Source organism: Murimonas intestini (assembly GCF_024622195.1).
GTDB classification, from domain to species: Bacteria; Bacillota; Clostridia; order Lachnospirales; family Lachnospiraceae; genus Murimonas; species Murimonas intestini.
On record NZ_JANKBI010000015.1, the window covers coordinates 97,626 to 121,065 of the forward strand.

The window sequence follows — 23,440 nt, forward strand, 5'->3', positions numbered from 1 at the left end:
TTGCTTTCTCTCAAAGCCTATTCTGCAGGCTTTTGTTTTTTTGGTTCGTTTGGAAACTCAATTCCTAGGATTTCCATTAAATTTCTGTAAGCTTCTATTTCTGTGCTGCCTCTCTGCGCTTCTTTGATTAAAAATCTTTGCATTTCTTCTTTGGTCATACTTTCCATTTGTTCCTCCTTTCTCCGCTTGCCCGGTCATTCGTTAAAGGATGTCTCCTTTAACTATCTTTATTATATTACCATTCGTACGAATAGTCAAGCTTTTTTAATGATTATTCTATCTCCCTCAAGTGAGATAATTACATCTTTGTCTTCGGGAGTAATATTAAGGGCTTTTATAAAGTCATTTGGAAGGGTTAACCTTGCCATGATAGAACTTTTACTTGCAGTTCCGCCAGGCTTATTAAAGAGTATCTTTCTTTTTATAGGCTCCACTTTATCACCTCCTTTTCTTTTGTATTATATATCATTCGTACAAATAAAACAATAGAATATGTATATTCGTACGAATTGCACAAAAATCATTCGTACGATTTAGGCAGAATGCATATTGAATTATTCGTACGAATAGTATATAATGTAATCAAGATAAAGAACGGAGGAAATAAAAAAATGAAAAAATATAACTTATCAAAAATCATGAAAGAAGCATGGAAAATTTATAGAGAGACACAGAAATGTGTAGCACAGTATAGATTAAGCTTCTCAGAATGTCTTAAGAGGGCATGGAAAGAAGCGAAAGAAATTGCAAGAATAATTGATGCATCAGTGATCGAGATGAAAGTAGCAAGACATGACAGCTTTACAGTTAACACTTTAACAGGTGTCATTTCCGGGAAAACATATACAGCAAAGGAATTTATTAAAAGTAACTTTAAAGCTATATGGGATGGAGCGACAAAATGCTGGATCACAGATCCGGAAGCGCTCAAAAAAGAAATTACAGAAAACGCAGCATATTATAAAAAATATGTTGTGGACAACGGTGAAATAGTAGATAATAAGCTTGTAAATTGTAATGATGGCTTTTATAGCCGAATTACTTACTCAAGCGGAAAAGTAGAATATGCATTCGTAGGATGATTATCACCCGTCCCGGAGGTTACGAGGGCAGAGAGGGGAAACTTCATGAACAAATATACAGATGGAAATAATACGGTGCACGCCGCAAATTATCAAGAGGCGGCAGAAAAGCTTTATGGACAGCAATATTATATTAACCCGATGTCTCCATCGAATAGTAACAACACGATCCCGACAACCTATGTGTATAAGCACCGAGGCTACGCAGAGGTTCTTGTTTTTGCAGTTGGGGATAAGCAGGGCACATATTGGGGTGTCCAGCAGGGGAAACCTGCAAAACACATTATAAAACGCATATAATTTGTATCGTAAATTTTTTTGTATATAAAAACCCCGGGTAGGGAGTACCTGGGGTTACAGGAGTGCCGGTAAGGAATCCGGCACGAGTTATGAAAACATCATTATAATAAGACATTTTACAGCGGATGTCAATTATTGTCGGTCGCAAGTTACGACATTAGTCGACATGTAAATCCGCAAGGTAAATAAAAAATGTCGTAGAAATATAGACACATTGATTCGGATGTATTCCGGTCGTCGGCATTGATAAACCCTTGATTATTCAAGGGTTTATTTTTTTTGTTTGTGAGGATTGCCCGTTATGACCAGAAAACACATTAAAAATTATTAAATATAACTGAAGAAACCTTAAAAATTTCAATGAAAGTAGAAAAATATTCTATGTTTTATCGGATAAACATCAGTTATACTGTCAATATCAACAAAGAACACGAAAAAAGAGTGTCAAAGTGAAGGGAGAAATTGTATATGAAGAAACAAATTGCTTTAGCGACTATGGCAGCAGTGCTCGGACTTTCAGTTACCGCATATGGTGCCGGTGATTCCCAAAAGGCAGACACAGCAGCAAAGGTTCCAGCAGATGTGACATTAACAAAATCAGCAGAGGTGGAAAACAAGGATAAACCTTTAGTATGGTTTAACCGCCAGCCATCCAACAGTTCTACAGGCGAGCTTGATATGACAGCTCTGAACTATAATAAAGATACATATTATGTAGGATTCGATGCAAACCAGGGCGCTGAGCTTCAGGGTACAATGGTTAAAGAGTATATCGAGAAAAACATTGACACCATCGACCGTAACGGTGACGGCGTAATCGGATATGTTCTGGCAATCGGAGATATCGGACATAATGACTCTATCGCCCGTACAAGAGGTGTACGTAAGGCACTTGGCACAGGCGTTGAGAAAGACGGAGACATCAACAGTGAACCAATCGGAACAAACTCAGACGGTTCAGCATCCGCAGTACAGGACGGATCAATTGAAGTCAACGGAAAGACATATGTAGTCAGGGAGCTTGCTTCTCAGGAAATGAAGAACTCCGCAGGTGCTACATGGGATGCAGCTACAGCAGGCAATACGATCGGCACATGGTCTTCATCTTTTGGCGATGAGATCGATGTTGTTGTATCTAATAATGACGGAATGGGCATGTCAATGTTCAATGCATGGTCAAATGACAATAAGGTTCCTACATTTGGATACGATGCAAACAGTGATGCAGTGGCAGCTATCGCAGAAGGCTACGGCGGAACGATCAGCCAGCATGCAGATGTACAGGCATACCTGACACTTCGTGTTCTTCGTAATGCTCTTGACGGAGTAGATATCGATACAGGTATCGGCACAGCTGACGAAGCCGGAAATGTTCTGTCTGACGATGTATATGTATACAGAGAAGAAGAGCGTTCCTACTATGCATTAAATGTTGCAGTTACAGCTGATAACTATCAGGATTTCACAGATTCCACAATGGTTTATGAGCCGGTATCAAAACAGCTTGATGAAAGCACACATGCTGTAAAGAAGGTTTGGCTTGATATCTATAATGCTGCAGATAACTTCCTGAGCTCAACATACCAGCCGCTGCTGCAGAAATATGATGATCTTCTTAATCTGGATGTTGATTATATAGGCGGAGATGGACAGACTGAGTCTAACATTACAAACCGTCTTGGAAATCCAAGCCAGTATGATGCATTTGCAATCAACATGGTTAAGACAGATAATGCCGCTTCTTACACATCTTTACTTAATCAGTAATATTTATCGAAACATGGAGGATGCTCCGGCGGATTGCAGAGCGGTTCAGATCTATGATGTTATCAGAGCTGACGGGCCGCTACAGCAAGAACGCCGGAGCGTTCTTGAATTTAGGGTCAATCAACTAAAAATACATATACAGGGGTAAAATAATGGAAGATAAGAAAGATGATATTGTCTTATCGATACGCGGCATGAGCAAGTCCTTTGGCAGAAACAGAGTTCTGGACCGTATCAGCTTGGATGTGAAGCGCGGAACTGTTATGGGGCTTATGGGAGAAAATGGCGCCGGTAAGTCAACAATGATGAAGTGTCTTTTCGGCACATACCAGAAAGATGAGGGCAATATCTTCCTTGAAGGCAAGGAAGTAAGTTTTTCGGGACCAAAAGATGCTCTTGAAAACGGTATTGCCATGGTTCATCAGGAACTGAACCAGTGCCTGGAAAGAAACGTGATTGATAATTTATTCCTTGGCCGCTATCCTGTCAATTCCATGGGTGTAGTCGATGAAGGCAGGATGAAAAAGGAAGCCTCTGATCTCTTCAGAAAACTGGGCATGACAGTAAATGTCACTCAGCCGATGCGGAATATGTCTGTATCACAGAGGCAGATGTGTGAAATAGCAAAAGCGATATCCTATAACTCAAGGGTGATCGTTCTTGACGAACCGACCTCCTCTCTGACAGTGCAGGAAGTCAGCAAGCTTTTTGAAATGATGAGAATGCTGAAGGAGCAGGGAATCTCCCTGATCTATATATCTCATAAGATGGATGAAATATTTGAGATCTGTGACGAGATCTCAGTGCTTCGTGACGGAAACCTGGTTATGACAAAGAAGACTGAGGATACTGATATGAATGAGCTGATCGCAGCCATGGTCGGCCGTTCACTTGATAATCGTTTCCCGCCGGTGGACAATACACCGAAGGATGTGATTTTTTCTGTTCAGAATCTCTCTACAAAGTTCGAACCCCATCTGCAGGATATTTCATTTGATGTGAGAGAAGGGGAGATATTCGGACTGTACGGGCTTGTGGGTGCAGGGCGTACAGAGCTTCTGGAAACGATTTTCGGCGTCCGTACAAGAGCAGCAGGACGTGTTTACTTTAATAAAAAACTTATGAACTTCAGCAGTGCAAAAGAAGCCATGGACCATGGGTTTGCCATGATTACTGAGGAACGAAAGGCCAACGGGCTTTTTTTGAAGGGCGATCTTATTTTCAATACCACGATTGCAAATCTGGAACAGTATAAGTCGGGATTTGCACTTTCCGATTCCAAGATGGTAAAAGCTACTTCAAAAGAGATAAAAATCATGCATACGAAGTGCATGGGACCTGAAGACATGATTTCAAGCCTCTCCGGCGGCAATCAGCAGAAAGTCATTTTTGGAAAGTGGCTGGAGCGCGGGCCGCAGGTATTTATGATGGATGAACCTACGAGAGGAATTGATGTTGGAGCGAAATATGAGATATATGAGTTGATTATCAATATGGCGAAGCAGGGAAAGACGGTTATTGTTGTTTCATCTGAAATGCCCGAGATCCTGGGTATTACGAACCGTATTGGTGTTATGTCAAATGGACGCCTTTCTGGAATTGTCAATACAAATGAGACAAATCAGGAGGAGCTTTTAAGGCTCAGTGCAAAATACCTATAATGAGGGAGATTGATGGATATGGCTAATGGAAATAGTAAGATTCTTACGGTTGAACAGGAGAAGAAGCTGCGTCAGCCAATCGAGGATTATGTAGGTAAAATTCAGAAACAGATCGATAGCCTCAGAGTGGACGGTACAGACAAGGTTATTTCTTTTCAGAATATTATTGACAGTATAAAAAGAGACCGTGCGCTTACAAAGGATGAAAAAGAAAAAGAGATCGCAAAATATAGAAGTGAACTGGAAAAGGCAAAATCAATTGAAGCGAAAAATAAAGATGAAGTTACAAAACTGATTGCTGATGCGGAATCCTATCTGAAGACACACTTTGACAGGGATTATTACCAGCTGGTTAAACAGAGCTGTGACCAGGAGAAAGCACAGGCAAAGGCCAGATACAGCAAAAAGACTGAAGAACTGAAAAGCGAACATCAGAAAATCGTCTCAAAACTCTCTGACCATCAGGAAGTGAAGGATGAGAATTATGTCTATAAGAACAGGCTGTTTGATGCAAAAATGCAGCTTGAGAAGGAGCTTCAGCAGATAAAAGACAGAAGGCATGCTGCTTATACATATAAATATCATCTGATAGATATGCTGCGTATGTCGAAATTCACCTTTATGGAGTCAAGAGAACAGAAATGGGAAAATTATAAATATACGTTCAACAGAAGGACCTTCCTTTTGAGGAACGGTCTGTATATTGCGATTGTCCTGATTTTTATTGTGCTGTGTATTATCACTCCTATCATTAAAAATACACCGCTGCTTACGTATAACAATGTCCTGAATATCCTTCAGCAGGCTTCTCCGAGAATGTTCCTTGCCCTGGGCGTTGCCGGACTGATCCTCCTTACCGGTACGGACCTCTCGATTGGCCGAATGATTGGTATGGGTATGACTACAGCGACTATTGTTATGCATCAGGGTATTAATACAGGTTCTGTCTTCGGGCATGTATTTGATTTTACAGGGATACCCATTGTTGGAAGAGTTATCCTGGCGCTGGTGATGTGTGTGCTTTTATGTACGTGCTTTACTGCAATAGCGGGATTTTTTACAGCCAAATTCAAGATGCATCCCTTTATTTCAACAATGGCAAACATGCTTGTGATCTTTGGTCTTGTAACATATGCAACAAAAGGTGTGTCCTTCGGCGCTATTGAGCTGTCCATCCCGGGCATGATCATTCCGAAAGTGAATGGATTCCCGACTATTATTCTTTGGGCACTGGCTGCAATCATTGTCATATGGTTTATCTGGAATAAAACAACCTTTGGTAAAAATCTGTATGCTGTGGGCGGAAATCCGGAAGCGGCAGCAGTTTCAGGAATTTCAGTATTCCGTGTAACAGTGGGGGCGTTTATTCTGGCAGGTATCCTTTATGGATTTGGCTCATGGCTGGAGTGTGCAAGAATGGTTGGTTCAGGATCAGCTGCTTACGGGCAGGGCTGGGAGATGGATGCGATCGCAGCCTGCGTAGTAGGAGGAGTATCATTTACAGGCGGTATTGGTAAGATTTCCGGAGTAGTTGTCGGTGTAATGATTTTTACCGCACTTACTTATTCTCTTACGATCCTTGGCATTGACACAAACCTTCAGTTTGTTTTTGAAGGTATCATCATTCTGGCAGCAGTCACACTTGACTGTCTGAAATATGTTCAGAAGAAGTAATATATATTGTAATTATTAAAATATTCAGTTGCTGCTAAAAGAGCCAGACTTAGTTTTGGCTCTTTTAGTATTACTATTCATACGTCAATGTCCCGCGTTTGCCCGGCTCAGCGTTTACATTTACATTCGCGTATGCATTTGTTATAATAACGTAAACTGTAACGAAAAATACACACATGGAGAAAAAGGCATGGATACATATACAGTTCTTTTAGTGGATGATGAAGAAGAAGTAATACAGGTCATAATGAGAAAGATCAATTGGGAGGGGCTGGGATTTTCTGTAATAGGATATGCCAATAATGGTGTCAAGGCTCTCGAGATGGTGGAGGAATTTCAGCCGGATGTTGTTATGACTGATATCAAAATGCCTTACATGGATGGTATGGAACTGGCGAATCATATTAAGGCGGAATATCCTACGACCAAGATATTGTTCTTTACAGGGTTTGATGAATTTGATTATGCGAAGGAGGCTATTCATCTGGAAGCGGAAGAATATATTCTGAAGCCGGTCAATTCTGTAGAGCTTATTAATGTGTTTACTCAGCTGAAGATAAAGCTGGACCAGGAAATAAGCGAAAAGCGGAGCGTGGAGACATTACAGAAATACTATATGGAGTCGCTGCCCCTTCTGCAGGCTAACTTTTATTCCTCTTTGATTGAAGGCAGGATCCATGAAGAGGAGATTCCAAAGTATCTCTCTGATTATCAAATATCTTTTTCGGGGCCGTTTTTCTGCTGTGTTGTCATTCATACATCGTCCAGCAGGGTGCCTGAGGGCGCGAATCCTCTGCTTTTGTCCACCTTTGTACAGAAACAGGCGGAAGAGCGGCTGGGAGAAAAGTGGGAGGCGAAAAGCTTAACATATCTGGGGAACACTGTTTTGATCACACAGCTGAAAAGTGAAAATGAGGTCCCGGAACTGACAGATGAATGCGACAGATTCTGCAGATATGCCCACAGGATCATGGGAGCTGTTGTTTCAGTAGGGATAGGACAGGTCTGCAGGAGTATTCTGGAATTGCCCCAGTCCTACAGCAGCGCAAGGGAAGCTGTATCTTACAGGGCCATCTACGGAGCTTTCAGGGCAATCAATATTAAAGAGATCGCTCCCCAGGAGATGAGTAAATCGGGCGAAGGAAATGATATGGAATTGGCGAATCTGTTTAAAATGATCCGTTTAAATCCTGCGGAAGATGTTGTGGAAGCAGTCGATAAATATCTGGACCATATATCTTTTCCGGATAAATCCCTGCAGCAGCATCATATTGATATTATGGAGCTGGTGGGGGCGTTATACAGGTTTGCAATGAATAATGATATTGTCATCAAAGATTTTACAGGAGATGTGAGGAAACTGTACAGCAGCCTTCTTGATAAGGAGCCTGATGCGCTGAAGAAATGGCTAATCGATATCAGTCTTTTTTTTCGTGAAAAATTGATCAGCGCCAGGAGCATGTCGACGAAATCCTTCGTATTCAGGGCAAAAGAATATGTGCATAATAATTATCAGGATGAGGAACTTTCACTTGACAGTATCTGTGAAGTTCTGGGCGTATCGAATTCTTATTTTTCCACCATTTTTAAGAAAGAAACAGGGAATTCGTTTATCGGGTATTTAACGGATTACCGTATGGATCAGGCATCCCGCCAGCTGATCGAGACAAATGAAAAAAGCTATATTATAGCAAAGAATGTGGGATACAATGATCCGAACTATTTCAGCTATGTGTTTAAGAGACGGTTTGGCGTTTCACCTTCAAAATACAGAACGGAGCATACAGAAGTTGAAAAATAAGTACTTCAGCCGGCTGAAGAGATTAAAGCCGAGAGGGATACAGTCTACCATTATGTTTGCATTTTCCGTGATATCTATCTCCATTATATTACTTCTGGGCAGCGTGCTGTATTTCAGGTTTTCTGCCATATCAAGACAGGAGATAATACAGAGTACGCAGAAGCTGATGGAACAGGCAGGAGAGAGTCTGGAAAATTATCTGGTCAGTATGCGGCAGATATCGGATGCTGTATATTACAATGTAATAAAAGAAAATGATCTGTCCAGCCAGGATCAGAATATCCAGAGAGGGATGAACCTGCTGTATGAAGCAAACCGGGATAATCTGCGCAGCATTGCCATTTATAATAATTACGGAAGCCTGATGGCGGCAGAACCGGTGGCGTCCCAGAAGGAGGATCCTAATGTCACAAGGCAGGACTGGTATAAGCAGGCCATGGATGAGATGGAGAATATGCATTTTTCCACGCCCCATATCCAGAATCTGTTTAATGATTCCACACAGCGCTATTACTGGGTGATTTCACTGAGCCGTGTTGTGGAGCTGACTGACAATGGCGATACGCATCTGGGCGTACTTCTCGTAGATATGGATTATACAAGCATCTCGCGGATGATGAAACAGATCAATGCCTTAAATAACGGACAGTATTATTATCTGTGTGACAGCAACGGGGAAATCATCTATCACAGGCAGCAGATACAGATCAGCAAAGGGATCTGCAATGAAAACAGCGGGATAGCAGCAAATTATAAGGATGGTATTTATGATGAGACCTTTGAAGGGGAACAGAGGAAGGTTATCGTGGATACGATCAGTTATACCGGCTGGAAGCTGGTTGGAGTGATCCCCTATTCTGCATTTACCCATGGAATGATCAATATCAGGTATTCTATTGTGGCGCTTGTGCTTCTGATGGTGTTGATGCTTGTCGTCATTAACCGTATAGTTTCAGTCAGGGTCTCCAGCCCTATTATGAAGCTGAATAATTCGGTTATGAAATATGAGGCCGGGGAAAAGCCGGAGATATATATCGGCGGGACGCTGGAAATCAGGCACCTTGCCCATTCTATACAAAGCTCCTATGAACAGATAGACACGCTTATGAGAAAAATCGTTCTGGAGCAGAATGAAAGAAGAAAAAGTGAGCTTGATGCCCTGCAAAGCCAGATCAATCCGCATTTTTTGTATAATACGCTGGAATCTATCACATGGATGGTTGAGGGGGAGAGAAATGATGAGGCTTCATTCATGATCTCACAGCTGGCGAAGCTATTCAGGATCAGCCTTTCAAAGGGGCGCACTATAATCAGCGTTAAGGATGAGCTGCAGCACGCACAGAGCTATATGAATATCCAGAAGATCAGGTATAAGAATACATTTTCAGTTGAGTATGATGTGGACCAGTGTGTGTACTCATACTGTACGGTGAAGCTGATCCTGCAGCCAATCCTGGAAAATGCCATAAATTATGGAGTCAGCAGCATGGATGACTGCGGAGAGATAAAGGTTACAGGAAGGCTGAAGGCTGATAATATTATCCTTTCAGTGACGGATAATGGAATAGGGATGTCTGAAGAAGAGGTGAGCCTTATACTGACAGACAGCAGCAGAGTCCAGAAACATGGGTCAGGAGTCGGCCTTATTAATGTGAATAACCGCATTCAGATACTTTTTGGGAAAGAGTACGGCTTAATTATTGAAAGTGAGCCGGATAAGGGTACCTCTGTCTCAATCTGTATTCCGGCAGTTCCGTATAATGAGGAAAACAGAAAGATTCTTGAGAAGGGACATATATTCAGCAAGGAAGAGATGATTGACAAGAAGCAGCTGTAATTGCGGTTGTGCTGGATAATTACGGGGGTTCAGGGTAAATAGAGATGAAGAAGAACAGAAAATTGTTTATTCTGCTGGAAGCATTTTTGGCGGTGCTGGTAATTGCTGCGGTTTTAATTATGCTCTGGGGGAAGAACGGGAAAGACCGTTATAAAGTTTCGGTGATTATTCAGAATTCTGATGACAATCAGTGGGCTGCGTTCAAATACGGGCTCAGAATGGCTGCAGAAGATAAGGGAATAGAAATGTTTGTCGTCAGTACAGGAGGTGCGCTGACTGTTGAGGAAGAGAAGAGTGCCATAGAGTGGGAAATCGACAATGGGGCTGACGCTGTCATCGTACAGCCGGTGCCGTCTCCTGATGCAGAGGAAATGCTGAAAAAAATAGAGAATAAGGTTCCTGTTATGCTGGTGGGATATACGGCATCCGGAAATAAGGACGCCTCAAGGCTGCCTGCCACAGGGCCGGATAATTATGCCATGGGAGCAGCTTTGGCGGAGGAACTGCTGAAAGATTACAATGGAAACATTAAGGGAAAGACCCTGGGTATCCTGACGGAGACAACTGATTCCCCGGCAGCAGTAAGCAGGGAGAAGGGATTTACAGATACCCTGAAAGATACAGGAGTTGAAATCAGCTGGTCTGTTTCCGGTGTCTTTGATGGAAACGAAGAGGACTCTCCCGGGAATCAGCCGAAGGTAGATTTTGTGATCGCCCTCGATGATAACAGCCTGACAACAGCCGGAAGTTACTCGGCGGCTAATAATCTGCATGGAGCCCTGGTGTATGGAATTGGAAATTCTACGGAGGCAGTCTACTATCTGGATATGGGATTTGCAGAATGCCTGGTGGTGCCTGATGAATTTAATGTGGGCTATCAAAGCCTGACAGAAATATGGGAAAAACTGGGGCATTATTTCAGCAGTCTGCAGGATATAACAGTTTCCCATACAGTTCTCCGCAGAGACACCCTGTTTTTAAAAGAAAACCAGGAGATACTTTTTACAATGAGTCAGTAACGAATTTGCTTTTGATAAGAAACCCGGAGGAATATTATGAAAATGAAAAAAATCCTGGCGGCAGGGGTTTTGTGCTGCATGGGCGTGAATCTCTTATGTGCCTGCGGAAAACAGCAGATGTCCGCGTCAGACAAGGTTCATGTGGGGGTGGCGTGCTATAACCAGAATGATACATTCATCAGCGAATTGATTACAAGCTTCAGAGAACAGCTAAACGGTTATGAAAGAGAAGACCTGGAGACGAGAGTGCTCATCAGGGACGCGGCCGGTTCACAGCGCACTCAGAATGATCAGGTGGAAGAACTGATCAATGCGGGCTGCAATGTCCTCTGCGTGAATCTTGTAGACAGGACAAATACTTCGGAGATCATCGACCTTGCAAGGGAAAATGATATTCCCATTATATTCTTTAACAGGGAGCCTGTCGCAGAGGACTTAAGACAGTGGGATAAATTTTATTATGTGGGGGCTTATACAAAACAGCCGGGTGTGATGCAGGGGGAGATGGCTGCAGACCTGATACGGGAGAACAGCCAGATAGACCGCAACAAGGACGGAAAGATACAATACGTGGTACTGGAAGGAGAACCAGGCCATCAGGACGCCATAGTACGTACAGAAAGTGCGGTTGATACTCTGAAAAATAATGGCATAGAACTTGAAAAACTGAGTTATGGGATTGCAAACTGGAACCGGGCTCAGGCGCAGAACAGGATGGAGCAGATGATCGGCCAGTATAAGAATAAAATTGAACTTGTCCTGGCAAATAACGATGATATGGCTCTGGGTGCAATTGATGCCTATAAGAAGCTGGGGTATACGGAGGCAAATTTCCCTGTTTTTTTCGGGATCGACGGCACAGACGTGGGACTGAAGGCTGTCATGGACTCGGAACTGGCCGGAACTGTCTATAATGACAAGGAAGGACAAGCGGGGGCTATGGCAAAGCTGGCGGTTGCCCTTGTTTCCGGTGAGGGAATGGAAGATATCGAGTTCGAAGATGATAAATATATTTACATGTCTTATTTTAAAATTACGAGTGATAATGTAAGCAGCTATGTTAATGAAGAAAAATAATTGTGTTTTTGACAAATTTTACCAATAGAAATATACATTTATGAGTGATAATATTAAGAAGGGTGTAGTAATACACTTTTTTCTCACTGGGGGCCGGATCCGCACATCCGGTCCCCTCTCTCTGTATATGGAGATAAAATCTAAAAAAGTAAAGAAAATGGGCATGGCCTCATATGCTGTACATAAGGATAAGGTTGTTTCAGGCATGAGGTGAAAGTGCATATGGGCAGATTTTGGGAGAGATTCCGGGGTAGGAACAGAAAGGCAGTGATTGCCGGTGCTGTGGCGGGATGTGTCTGTATACTTGCCGGCGGATATGCCGGAGTGGGGTATTATTACAGCGGGAGATTCTATATAGGGACTTTCATAAACGGAGTCAGCTGTTCAAACAAGACGGCTGAGGAGGCAGAGCGCGGACTTATGAATAATCTGCTGAATTATAAGCTTACCATAAGGGGCAGAGGCGGGATTGAGGGGCAGATAACAGGCAATCAGCTGGCGCTCTCGTACATAGATATGAGTCAGGCGGAGGAAGTGCTGTGGGATCAGAAGCCCTGGGCCTGGATATTTGCCATGATGGGGGACAGGAATTACCACATTGCATTTCCTGTGGACTATAATGAGGGGATTCTGGATTCCCTGCTGGAAGGGATGCCTTTTATGGACGGGAAGCTTGTTACACCTCCGGCTGATGCTGCTATAGAGGAAACTGATTCAGGTTTTGTGATACGGCCGGAGGAACAGGGAAACATGGTCAGATTTGAAAGGCTGAAGGAGGCTGCTGCAGCAGCCATCAGACATGGTGAGACGGTCCTGGACCTGGATAAGGAGGGACTGTATGAGGCGCCTTCGGTGCTTGGCAGCGATGAGCAGCTTCAGTCGGAAGTGCGCCAGCTCAATGAGCTTACAAGGGCCAGGATCACATATGATTTTACAGACAGGCAGAAGGTGGTGAACAGGGGGATCATCAGGCAGATGCTCTCTAAGGATCTGTACGGGAATTATTTTCTGGATAAAGATAAAGCGGCGGAATGGGTAAAACAGATGGCATATGATACAGATACCTTTGGGCTGCCAAGAGATTTTACCGCACATGACGGGAGCACCATCCGCCTGGAGGGCGGTGATTACGGCTGGTGCATAGACAGGGAGAAGACAACGGAGGAGCTTATATCTGCTGTCTCGGCGGGGATGAACGGAAGTCTTCAGCCCTCTTACGTGTATACTGCCATGGACCGTTCTGCTGATGATATCGGAGGGACTTATGTGGAGGTGTGCATTTCACAGCAGCGCATGTGGTTCTACAAGGACGGCGTGGAGCTGGTGGATACACCTGTAGTGACAGGTGACCCCAATAAAGGGAATGCCACTCCTGCCGGAGGCGTTTGGGCCATAGACGCCAAAATAAACGGACAGATACTAAGAGGACAGGATTATGCACAGCCTGTTGCATACTGGCTGCCCTTCAATGGAAATGTGGGTATCCATGACGCCAGCCATTTCAGGTCTTATTTCGGAGGGAATATCTATCTGACGAATGGGTCCCACGGCTGCATCAATACGCCCACAGATCAGGCGGAAATTATCTTCCGCAATGTAGACAAGGGTTACCCTGTGGTGGTATATGAATAATTGTCGGATTTTGTAAAGACCTTCTGTACAAAAACATTAAGATAAGGTATACTCTTTACGTAAAAAACGTAAAGGAGAGAGAAAAGTGAATCAACAAGAGAACAAAGGAGCAGAGTATGATTTTTATGGGAAGCTGCCCCTGAAAAAAGCTATCCCGCTGGGGCTGCAGCATGTGCTTGCCATGTTTGTGGGCAACCTGACACCGCTGCTTATTATTACGGGGGCCTGCGGAATGGGCGTGGGCAGTGAATTTGCAGATATGCAGGTAGCCCTTCTGCAGAATGCAATGTGGATAGCAGGTGTTGTCACATTAGTACAGCTGTTTGCCATAGGACCTGTCGGCGGTAAGGTGCCTATCATTATGGGAACCAGCTCAGGTTTTATCGGTGTGTTCAACAGCGTGGCCCAGGTTATGGGCGGAGGCGTGCTGGCATATGGCGCCATTATGTGCGCTTCTATGATCGGCGGTATCTTTGAAGGGGTTCTGGGATTCCTGCTCAAGCCTCTCAGAAAGTTTTTCCCTGCAGTCGTTACAGGAACAGTAGTGCTTTCAATCGGTCTTTCCCTGATCGCGGTAGGTGTCAATTCCTTTGGCGGAGGAAATACGGCGAAGGATTTCGGATCTGTGGAAAACCTTATACTGGGCGGGATTGTACTGCTGGTCATCGTTATACTGAAGCACGGAACTAAGGGGATGACAAGTGCATCCTCCATCCTGATCGGCATTATAGTGGGCTATGTGGCAGCGGCTGTCATGGGGCTGATACTGCCTACAACAGGAGTGGATGCACAGGGAGCTGAATACACAAAGGCATGGGTCCTTAACTGGGACAAGGTATCACAGGCCAGCTGGTTCTCGCTGCCGCAGATCCTTCCTGTGAAGCCTGTCTTTGATCTGAGGGCGGTCCTTCCTGTCCTGATCATGTTCATCGTGACAGCTGTAGAAACTGTGGGAGACATATCAGGCGTAATGGAAGGTGGAATGGGACGCGAAGCTACAGACAAGGAGCTCTCGGGCGGCGTTGTCTGTGACGGTATCGGGTCCAGCTTTGCAGCTGTGTTTGGCGTACTTCCTAATACTTCCTTCAGCCAGAATGTAGGTCTTGTAACCATGACAAAGATCGTGAACCGTTTTGCACTGGCTACAGGGGCTGTGTTCCTTATCTTATGCGGACTGTTTCCGAAGCTGGCAGCATTGATATCCATCATGCCCCAGAGTGTTCTTGGCGGGGCGGCTGTCATGATGTTCTCCTCTATCGTGGTCAGCGGTATCCAGCTGATAACTAAGAAACCTATGACAGCAAGGAGCATAACTATCGTATCTGTTGCCCTTGGCCTGGGATATGGTATCGGATCTAACGGGGGCGTCCTGGCACAGCTTCCTGACAGCATCCAGCTGATATTCGGCGGCTCCGGCATTGTTCCGGCAGCGCTCGTTGCTATTGTCCTGAACATTGTGCTGCCTAAAGACAAAGAAGAGGCATAAGAGAGAATGAAGAATTTAAAAAAAGCAATCAGTTTATTTATTGCAGCTGTGCTCCTGACAACAATGATGTCAGGGCAGGCAGCTGCCGCAGTAAAAATGCCGGAAGCACCAGAAAATGGCATAACTGTAACAGACCAGGCAGGAAGAGAAGTGACGCTTCAGGCTCCGGCCGGCCGCCTTGTTTCCTCATACTATATTTCTACAGCTATTCTGATAGCCCTTGGCTGTGAGGATGATCTGAAGGGAATAGAGATGAAGGCTGATACAAGAGAGCTTTATAAGCTGGCGGCTCCTCAGCTGCTGGACCTTCCGGCTGTGGGGTCAGGCAAGGGGATCAACGTGGAAGAGACAGCGGCCCTTGACCCGGATCTTGTCATACTGCCGTCCAGGCTGCAGGAGAGCGCTGCAGTGTTTGAAGAGCTGGATATTCCCGTCCTTATTGTAGATCCTGAGACACAGGAGGATTTTGAGGCTTGTGTGGCTCTGCTGGCAGAAGTGACGGGCAATAAGGAGAGAGGGAACCAGCTGCTGGCATATTATCACGACAAGATGGAAGAGGCCGGGAAACTGACAGAAGGCCTTGAGAGGCCGTCAGTATATCTGGCATCCGGTTCGGGATATCTGAGAACATGTACATCTAAGATGTATCAGAATGACATGATAGAGGCGGCCGGAGGCAGGAATGTATCAGCGGAGCTTCAGGATGGATATTGGAAAGAGGTATCACCTGAACAGGTGCTCGCCTGGAATCCGGAATATATCTTTGCTGTCAATTATGCCGAATATTCACTTGAAGACATTGAGAAAGACACGGCTCTGGCTGAAGTGCAGGCTATAAAGGACGGAAAAGTCTTTACCTTCCCGTCTGAGATCGAAGCCTGGGATTACCCCACACCTTCGTCAGTGCTGGGAGTTTTGTGGCTGACATACCAGCTCCATCCTGATGTTTACTCAAAGGATGAATTTATCAGGGAAGCACAGGATTTTTACAAAACATATTTTGATATAACAGTGACAGAAGAGCAGTTGGGGCTGTAAATGTAAATTTGGAGGAACATGATGAAACACAGAGGGTTCTGGGTCATGGCGGGGATTCTTGTATTGAGCGTGCTCATAACAAGCTGCATAGGCCGTTTTCCGCTTACTTTAAAGGAAATATGGGAGATATGCACAGGTACTATGCAGGAAGCTGTTAAAGAGGATGTCTTCCTGAAGATCCGCCTGTCCAGAGCCTTTTTTGTGGGAATGACAGGGGCGGGGCTGGCGGTTTCAGGACTTGTGTACCAGGAACTGCTGCAGAACCCGCTGGTTTCCCCAGATGTGCTGGGGGTGAGCGGAGGAGCCTGTGCAGGCGCCGTCGGAGCTATTCTGATGGGCGGGAGTGCACTTGCGGTACAGGCTTCTGCGCTGGCTTTCGGATTGCTGGCAGTTTTTTTGACGATCGCACTCTCGGGTCTTATCGGGGGCCAGCGGACGGTCAATATGATTTTGGCAGGTATTGTGGTAAAAGCAGTCGCAGATGCCATAATCATGGGATTTAAATACTTTGCGGACCCGTCAAGGCAGCTGCCGTCTATTGATTACTGGATGATGGGAAGCTTCCACACTGTCAGATGGACTGAAGTGAGGATGGTGCTGCCAGTGGTGATTGCGGCGTTTCTTGTACTCTGGCTCATGAGGTGGAAGCTCCAGGTGATGTCCCTTGGCGAGGAAGAGGCAAGGAGCCTGGGGATCCCGGCGGGCAGGGTGAAGTTCATCTGTATACTGGCAGCTACAGTCCTGGTGGCATCCAGCGTGTCTGTGACGGGCGTGGTGGCCTGGACAGGGCTGATCGTGCCCCATATGGTACGGTTTTTTACAGGTGATAATCTTATGAAGAATTTTGGGATATGCGGATGCGCAGGCGCCGTCTTCATGATCTGGGCTGATACACTGGCAAGATCTCTGACAGCAGCGGAGATCCCGGTCAGCATCATTACATCTGCAGCAGGTGCAGTATTCCTGCTGGCTGTTCTGATCCGGCGCAGGAAGAGAGGGGAGGCGGACACATGAGCGGGGGGACAGTAAAGCTGTCTGCAGAAAAGCTGAATGTGTGGATCGGCAGAAAAAAGATATTAAATGACATCTCCTTCGAATGCCGCCTGGGGCTTGTGGGTCTTCTTGGAAGAAATGGCTCAGGAAAAACGACCCTCATAAAGGCTATGCTGAACCTGGGCTGCCGTCATGAGGGGGAGGTGTCTGTGGAAATGCAAAAAGAGGGCGGTGAGGCTGTGCGTGTCAGGCTTTCAGGCCTCTCCGGGCGGGAGCGCGCGCGTTATATGGCATATGTGCCTCAGGAACTTCATTCATGGGCACACTGCACCGTGCTGGATTTTGTTGTGATGGGGCGCAGTCCATATCTGGGGTGGCTGCAGAACCCGGGGAAACGTGACTACAATGAGGCAGGAGAAGTGCTGGAAGCGCTTGGGATCTCCTTTCTGGAACAAAGGTATATGGACCAGATCAGCGGAGGCGAGAGAAAGATGGCTTATCTGGCCCGGGCGCGGGTACAGAAGGCAGCCTGGATGCTGCTGGATGAGCCGGCGGCAGGACTTGACTTTGGACGGCAGCATCAGTTTTTTGAGGATCTCACAAAATGTCTCAGGGAGAGCCGCACGGGGGCTATAGTAAGCATCCATGATCCTGTGCTGGCATATACCTACTGTGACCAGTTTCTGATACTGAAGGACGGCAGGATGGAAACCATGCTGTCCAGGGAAGATGAGGATTTTGAAGACATGTATCTTTTGCAGCTGGAACGGCTCTACGGGAGAAGAGCTGTATTTGCTGATACATCTGAGGGAAGAACAATGATATGGAGGAGGACGTAAAAATATGCTTAAGATAAAAGAATATGTAAAAGCAGAGAGCCTTGAGGAGGCCTACCAGCTGAATCAGAAGAAAAAGAGCTGTATCCTGGGAGGCATGCTCTGGCTGAAGATGGGCTCACGGACGATTCAGACTGCCATCGACCTGTCGGGGCTGGGCCTGGATAAGATAGAGGAGACAGAAGAGGCTTTTTCTATTGGATGTATGACAACTCTGCGCCAGCTGGAGAAGCATGAAGGGCTGGAAAAATTAACGCAGGGAGCCATCAGGCAGAGTGTGGAAAGTATCGTCGGCGTACAGTTCAGAAATCTGGCGACAGTGGGAGGCAGTATATTTGGCAGATTCGGTTTTTCAGACGTGCTGACCTGCTTTCTGGCCCTGGATACATATGTGGAGCTGTATCACGGAGGCATAATTCCGCTGGAGGAATTTGCTGCAGCCAAAAAAGACAGGGATATCCTGGTGAGGCTGATCGTGAAAAAGACACCTGTGCACTGTGTATATATGTCTCACAGGAATACCAGGACAGATTTTCCTGTACTTACTTGTGCAGTGTCAGAAGATGGCAGGGGAGTGCGCGCTGTGGTGGGAGCGCGTCCGGGCCGCGCTGTCTGTATACGGCTGGAGGAGGACAGCCTGGAGGGTGGTCTGGACGGAAGTCTGGATGCGGCAGCCGAAGGACTTGCGGCACAGGTCACTACAGGCAGCAATATGCGGGCTGGCGCCTCATACAGGAGTGTTCTGGCAAAGGTGCTGATCAGGAGAGGACTTTGCCGTCTGCTGGAAGAGAGGGGGATATCATAAGATGAAGATTACAGTGATGTTAAATGGGAAAAAAATAGAGGAAGAAATAAGCCCTGATATGCTGCTGATAGACTTTGTGCGGGGGCATGGCTGCTTCAGCGTAAAGAGAGGCTGCGAAACTTCCAACTGCGGCCTTTGTACAGTATTTATGGACGATATGCCGGTACTTTCATGTTCAGTTCTTGCAGCCAGGGCATCCGGCCGCCGGGTGGAAACTCTGGAAGGGCTGCAGGAGGAGGCGGAGGAATTTGGCTCTTTTATAGCAGATCAGGGGGCAGAGCAGTGCGGTTTCTGCAATCCGGGGATGATCATGAATGCCATAGCTCTGTTCAGGGAGAATCCGGACCCTTCAGATGAAGAGATCAAAGAATATCTGGCGGGAAATCTGTGCCGCTGTTCAGGGTATGAGGGACAGCTGCGGGGGATCAGGGAATTTCTGGAATACAGAAGATCAAAAAGGACAGGAGGCGCCATATGAGAATAGTAGGACAGCCAGTACAGAAGAAAGACGCTATGTCTCTTGTTACAGGGAAACCAGTCTTTACAGAAGACCTGCAGACTGGGGACTGCCTTGTAGTGAAAGTGCTCAGAAGCCCTCATGCAAACGCGTGGGTCCGGTCAGTCAGGACTGATGCGGCAAAAAAGGTGTCGGGGATCGAGGCCATCTACACATGGGAGGATGTGCCGGACAAAAGGTTTACGATGGCAGGGCAGACATATCCTGAACCCAGCCCATATGACAGGCTCATCCTTGACAGGCATGTGCGCTATGTGGGGGATCCGGTGGCGATCGTGGCAGGCGGGAATGAGGCGTGCGTGGACAGGGCGCTGCGTATCTTAAAAGTGGAATATGAGGTATTGCCAGCGGTTCTGGATTTCAGGAGCGCCAAGGATAATGAGGTACTTGTGCACCCGGAGGAAAACTGGAGAGCTCTCTGTCCGGTGGGCGCTGACAATAAGCGCAACCTCTGTGCCTGCGGGGAATCCCATGAGGGCGATGTAGATGAGGTATTAAAGGAATGCGATGTTGTGGTGGAAGGCACATACCATACGAGGGCAAACCAGCAGGCAATGATGGAGACCTTCAGGACGGTCTGCTATATGGATACATATGGCAGGCTGAATGTACTGAGCTCCACCCAGATCGTATTTCATGTCAGAAGGATCCTTTCTAACGCCCTTGATATACCGAAATCAAAGATACGTGTATTTAAGCCGAGGATCGGAGGAGGGTTTGGCGCTAAGCAGACTGTGGTGGCAGAAATTTTTCCGGCTTTTGTGACATGGATGACGGGAAAGCCGTCTAAAATGATATTTACCAGGGAAGAATCGCAGACGGCCTCTACCCCCCGCCATGAGATGCAGGTATCTGTGAGGGTGGGAGCTATGAAAAACGGGAGAATTCGGGCGATAGATGTCCATACCCTGTCCAACACAGGGGCATATGGAGAGCATGGACCTACAACAGTAGGGCTCTCGGGACATAAATCCATACCTCTCTATGGATCTTTAGATGCACACAGGTTTTCTTATGAAGTAGTCTACACGAATGTGATGTCTGCGGGAGCATACAGGGGTTATGGAGCGACACAGGGAATCTTTGCCGTGGAATCGGCAGTTAATGAGCTGGCGGGGAAGCTGCATATGGATCCTGTGGCCCTCAGGGATCTGAATATGGTGCGTGAAGGTCAGATCATGCCGGCATACTATGGAGAACAGTCAAACAGCTGTGCCCTGAACCGCTGCCTGGCTAAGGCTGCGGATATGATCGGGTGGAAGGAAAAGTATCCGTGCAGAGATATGGGCAATAACAAGGTGCGCAGCGTGGGAGTGGCCATGGGAATGCAGGGGTCAGGGATCTCAGGGGTGGACGTGGGTTCAGCAGCCATTAAGCTGAACGAGGACGGAAGCTATACGCTGTCTATCGCTGCTGCAGATATGGGGACAGGCTGCGACACTATCCTGGCCCAGATGGCCGCGGAATGCATGGAATGCTCTGTGGATGAGATTACTGTTACCGGGGCGGACACAGATACTTCCCCTTATGATTCAGGCTCCTATGCCTCCAGCACCACGTATATTACAGGGCGCGCTGTTGAGAAAGCGTGCCGGAAACTGCAGCAGAGGATATTAGAAGAGGGCGCACGCATGCTGGAGTGCAGTACAGAGGAGCTGGAGTTTGGCGGCGGCAGGGTGAAGCATCTTGGCGACGGCAGGGAGGTGACTCTGGAGCAGGTGGCGTTCAGTTCTATGTGCGGTAGCAGCACTGCGCTTCAGGCTGTGGAGAGCAACAGCTCGCCCGTATCCCCGCCTCCGTTTATGGCGGGAATGGTGGAAATAGAGCTGGACAAAGAGACGGGACATGTGGAGATCCTGGATTATGCAGCCGTGGTGGACTGCGGTACTGTGGTAAATCCCAACCTTGCCAGAGTGCAGGTGGAAGGCGGGCTTGTGCAGGGGATAGGAATGGCTCTGTACGAAAATATACAGTATACGGAAAAAGGACAGCTTCTCAATAACTCATTTATGCAGTACAAAGTACCGACCCGTCTTGATATGGGAAAACTCCGGGTGGAATTCGAGAGCAGCTATGAGCCTACAGGACCGTTCGGGGCGAAATCTATAGGTGAGATCGTCATCAATACCCCCTCTCCGGCGCTGGCTCATGCTATTGCAAATGCCACGGGGATCTGGTTTAAGGAACTGCCCATCACCAGTGAAAAGATAGCCATGGGGCTGCTTGAAAAGGAAAGAAAATGAAAGTGACACTGATATACCTGGCGGCTGGAAACAGCCGCCGCTTCGGTTTAAACAAATTATTATATCCTATAGAGGGCAGGGCCATGTACCGCCATCTGCTGGAGCGCCTGGCAAGTATATGCGAAAGACATGAAGGCTGGGAAGTGCTGGCAGTCACTCAGTATGAGGAGATATACAGTGAGATCATGTCGTCGATGGAGGGAAGGCCGGTCCGTGTCATTATGTCTCCTGACAGCATCAGAGGGATTTCCATGTCGGTTAAGGCGGGAGTCAGGGCTTCGGGGGATTCTGACGCATGGGCCTTTTTTGTGGCGGACCAGCCTTTTATGAAAGAAACTACAGCGGAAGGCTTTCTGGAAACAATGGAGAGGGAAGGATGCGAACTGGGCTGTATGGCCAGCGGCGGACACCTGGGAAATCCAGCCTGGTTCCTGGCAGATTATGCCCCTGAGCTCCTGGATCTTGCAGGAGACAGGGGAGGAAAGCAGATTATCAGAAAATATTTAGAGAGAGTCCGCCTGTATGAAGCAGGCGGGGAAAAAGAGCTGCTGGATATTGACACTATGTCAGGTTTACTTTGACAGGTCACGCACAGAGCTCCGTTCTATAAAATGTGTCTTAATGATCTTGGTTCTGGGAAAATCAGAGTAATCCCCCTGTATCCGCTTCAGAAGCAGCCGGGAGGCCTCGGTTCCCATCTGTGCCAGGTCCTGGACCACCACAGAGATAGGAGGGTCAAATGCAGAAAAAATCTCATCATCATCAAAGCTTATAAGCGACAGGTCTTCGGGGATGCGAATAGACAAGTTGTCCAGCTGCTGTATGGCAGAGACCGTCATAAAATAACCAAGCAGAAATACAGCTGTGGGAGGATTTTGCTGAGACATGAGTTTTTTGAATAATTTTCCAGAAGTTTCGGCAGTAAAGTCTCCGCACATGACTATCTGATCCTGCTCCGGGATGGAAAATTCCCTGCATGCGCTGCGAAAGCCGCGGATACGTTCGCTTGTAGTATAACTGTCAATATCGCCGCCGATGACACCTACACGGCGGTGTCCCCTTTCCAGGAGATACTTCGTTGTGCAGTAGGCGCTGTAGCAGTTGTCAGAGGTCACGGAATCACCCGCAGGCTCGGTCATGACCTGGTCCAGATAGATATACGGGATATTATTGGACTTCAGCAGAGTGAACAGGTTGGAACGCTGCAGGTCCAGAGAAACGATTATGACGCCTTCTACCTGGGCGCTTACAAGGTGACGGTAAACTTCAGACTGGTCCTGGCTGGAAGGATCATATGTGCTGATGATAGTTGAATAATTATGCCTCTGCATATACTCTTCCACATAGCTGCAGATAGACCCCCAGAAATAATCACTGATCACAGGCAGCAGGATACAGATGGTGTTGGTTCTGTGGCTTCTGAGCATTTGTGCCTGTTTGTTGGGGATATATCCCAGACGTTCTATGCTTTCTTCTATTAATTTCTGGTTTTCAGGTAGTATTTTCTTACCGTTCAGATATTTTGATATTGTCGCCAGGGACAGATTCGTATCCCTGGCGATATCTTTTATTGTAGATCCCATAGTTTTCCCTCCCAGGTTCTTATAAATAAAGGGTAACTGTGAAGGTACTGAACAGTTACACTATTTTAAATTATACTAGTTGCCTATAT

21 protein-coding genes are annotated in these 23,440 nt (G+C 46.5%); 18 read left to right on the plus strand and 3 right to left on the minus strand.

Going from position 1 to position 23,440, the window contains the following annotated elements; translation table 11 throughout:
• Positions 1 to 17: 17 nt before the first annotated feature.
• Positions 18 to 167: a hypothetical protein gene (locus NSB28_RS18680; protein ID WP_257497862.1), complete on the minus strand. Its 150-nt coding sequence runs from the start codon at positions 165 to 167 to the stop codon at positions 18 to 20.
• 87 nt (positions 168 to 254) lie between these two features.
• Positions 255 to 434, minus strand: a complete 180-nt coding sequence (locus NSB28_RS18685) for an AbrB/MazE/SpoVT family DNA-binding domain-containing protein (RefSeq protein ID WP_109748116.1) — start codon at positions 432 to 434, stop codon at positions 255 to 257.
• A 177-nt stretch (positions 435 to 611) separates the two neighbouring features.
• Between NSB28_RS18685 and NSB28_RS18690 the strand changes: the two genes are divergently transcribed.
• From NSB28_RS18690 to NSB28_RS18775, 18 genes are all read left to right on the plus strand, one after another.
• The gene (locus NSB28_RS18690; RefSeq protein WP_109748117.1) at positions 612 to 1,082 is read left to right on the plus strand and encodes a hypothetical protein; all 471 of its coding nucleotides are present in this window, start codon (positions 612 to 614) and stop codon (positions 1,080 to 1,082) included.
• 45 nt (positions 1,083 to 1,127) lie between these two features.
• Positions 1,128 to 1,382 (plus strand): hypothetical protein, encoded by a 255-nt coding sequence (locus NSB28_RS18695; protein WP_109748118.1) that lies wholly within the window; start codon positions 1,128 to 1,130, stop codon positions 1,380 to 1,382.
• Positions 1,383 to 1,850: 468 nt separating this feature from the next.
• Positions 1,851 to 3,149, plus strand: a complete 1,299-nt coding sequence (locus NSB28_RS18700; protein ID WP_109748119.1) for a substrate-binding domain-containing protein — start codon at positions 1,851 to 1,853, stop codon at positions 3,147 to 3,149.
• A gap of 152 nt (positions 3,150 to 3,301) precedes the next feature.
• Positions 3,302 to 4,810 carry a sugar ABC transporter ATP-binding protein gene (locus NSB28_RS18705; protein WP_109748120.1) on the plus strand — a complete coding sequence of 503 codons (1,509 nt, stop codon included), beginning with the start codon at positions 3,302 to 3,304 and terminating at the stop codon, positions 4,808 to 4,810.
• Between the two features lie 18 nt (positions 4,811 to 4,828).
• Complete coding sequence (locus NSB28_RS18710; protein WP_109748161.1) at positions 4,829 to 6,484, plus strand: galactose/methyl galactoside ABC transporter permease MglC; 1,656 nt, start codon at positions 4,829 to 4,831, stop codon at positions 6,482 to 6,484.
• Positions 6,485 to 6,674: 190 nt separating this feature from the next.
• Positions 6,675 to 8,285 carry a response regulator gene (locus NSB28_RS18715; RefSeq protein ID WP_109748121.1) on the plus strand — a complete coding sequence of 537 codons (1,611 nt, stop codon included), beginning with the start codon at positions 6,675 to 6,677 and terminating at the stop codon, positions 8,283 to 8,285.
• On the plus strand, positions 8,275 to 10,122 hold the full coding sequence (locus NSB28_RS18720) for a cache domain-containing protein (protein ID WP_109748122.1): 1,848 nt from the start codon (positions 8,275 to 8,277) through the stop codon (positions 10,120 to 10,122). The genes NSB28_RS18715 and NSB28_RS18720 overlap by 11 nt, the downstream gene beginning before the upstream one ends.
• A 44-nt stretch (positions 10,123 to 10,166) precedes the next feature.
• Positions 10,167 to 11,141 (plus strand): substrate-binding domain-containing protein, encoded by a 975-nt coding sequence (locus tag NSB28_RS18725; protein WP_109748123.1) that lies wholly within the window; start codon positions 10,167 to 10,169, stop codon positions 11,139 to 11,141.
• Positions 11,142 to 11,177: 36 nt separating this feature from the next.
• The gene (locus NSB28_RS18730) at positions 11,178 to 12,218 is read left to right on the plus strand and encodes a galactose ABC transporter substrate-binding protein (RefSeq protein WP_109748124.1); all 1,041 of its coding nucleotides are present in this window, start codon (positions 11,178 to 11,180) and stop codon (positions 12,216 to 12,218) included.
• A 222-nt stretch (positions 12,219 to 12,440) separates the two neighbouring features.
• Complete coding sequence (locus tag NSB28_RS18735) at positions 12,441 to 13,850, plus strand: L,D-transpeptidase family protein (protein ID WP_109748125.1); 1,410 nt, start codon at positions 12,441 to 12,443, stop codon at positions 13,848 to 13,850.
• An 85-nt stretch (positions 13,851 to 13,935) separates the two neighbouring features.
• Positions 13,936 to 15,336 carry a uracil-xanthine permease family protein gene (locus NSB28_RS18740; protein WP_109748126.1) on the plus strand — a complete coding sequence of 467 codons (1,401 nt, stop codon included), beginning with the start codon at positions 13,936 to 13,938 and terminating at the stop codon, positions 15,334 to 15,336.
• 6 nt (positions 15,337 to 15,342) lie between these two features.
• A complete protein-coding gene (locus NSB28_RS18745) occupies positions 15,343 to 16,374 on the plus strand; it encodes an ABC transporter substrate-binding protein (protein WP_109748127.1) in 1,032 nt (343 codons plus the stop codon).
• A gap of 21 nt (positions 16,375 to 16,395) precedes the next feature.
• Positions 16,396 to 17,388, plus strand: coding sequence for a FecCD family ABC transporter permease (locus NSB28_RS18750; protein WP_257517599.1), 993 nt, complete (start codon positions 16,396 to 16,398; stop codon positions 17,386 to 17,388).
• Positions 17,385 to 18,206 carry an ABC transporter ATP-binding protein gene (locus NSB28_RS18755; RefSeq protein WP_109748129.1) on the plus strand — a complete coding sequence of 274 codons (822 nt, stop codon included), beginning with the start codon at positions 17,385 to 17,387 and terminating at the stop codon, positions 18,204 to 18,206. The genes NSB28_RS18750 and NSB28_RS18755 overlap by 4 nt, the downstream gene beginning before the upstream one ends.
• Before the next feature lie 4 nt (positions 18,207 to 18,210).
• Positions 18,211 to 19,008: an FAD binding domain-containing protein gene (locus NSB28_RS18760; RefSeq protein WP_109748130.1), complete on the plus strand. Its 798-nt coding sequence runs from the start codon at positions 18,211 to 18,213 to the stop codon at positions 19,006 to 19,008.
• A gap of 1 nt (position 19,009) precedes the next feature.
• Positions 19,010 to 19,486, plus strand: coding sequence for a (2Fe-2S)-binding protein (locus NSB28_RS18765; RefSeq protein ID WP_109748131.1), 477 nt, complete (start codon positions 19,010 to 19,012; stop codon positions 19,484 to 19,486).
• Positions 19,483 to 21,768 carry a xanthine dehydrogenase family protein molybdopterin-binding subunit gene (locus tag NSB28_RS18770; protein ID WP_109748132.1) on the plus strand — a complete coding sequence of 762 codons (2,286 nt, stop codon included), beginning with the start codon at positions 19,483 to 19,485 and terminating at the stop codon, positions 21,766 to 21,768. The genes NSB28_RS18765 and NSB28_RS18770 overlap by 4 nt, the downstream gene beginning before the upstream one ends.
• Complete coding sequence (locus NSB28_RS18775) at positions 21,765 to 22,349, plus strand: nucleotidyltransferase family protein (RefSeq protein WP_109748133.1); 585 nt, start codon at positions 21,765 to 21,767, stop codon at positions 22,347 to 22,349. The genes NSB28_RS18770 and NSB28_RS18775 overlap by 4 nt, the downstream gene beginning before the upstream one ends.
• On the opposite strand, the gene NSB28_RS18780 is transcribed toward NSB28_RS18775, so the two are convergent.
• Complete coding sequence (locus NSB28_RS18780; protein ID WP_109748134.1) at positions 22,341 to 23,351, minus strand: LacI family DNA-binding transcriptional regulator; 1,011 nt, start codon at positions 23,349 to 23,351, stop codon at positions 22,341 to 22,343. The two genes, NSB28_RS18775 and NSB28_RS18780, sit on opposite strands and share 9 nt — an antisense overlap.
• Between the last annotated feature and the right edge of the window lie 89 nt (positions 23,352 to 23,440).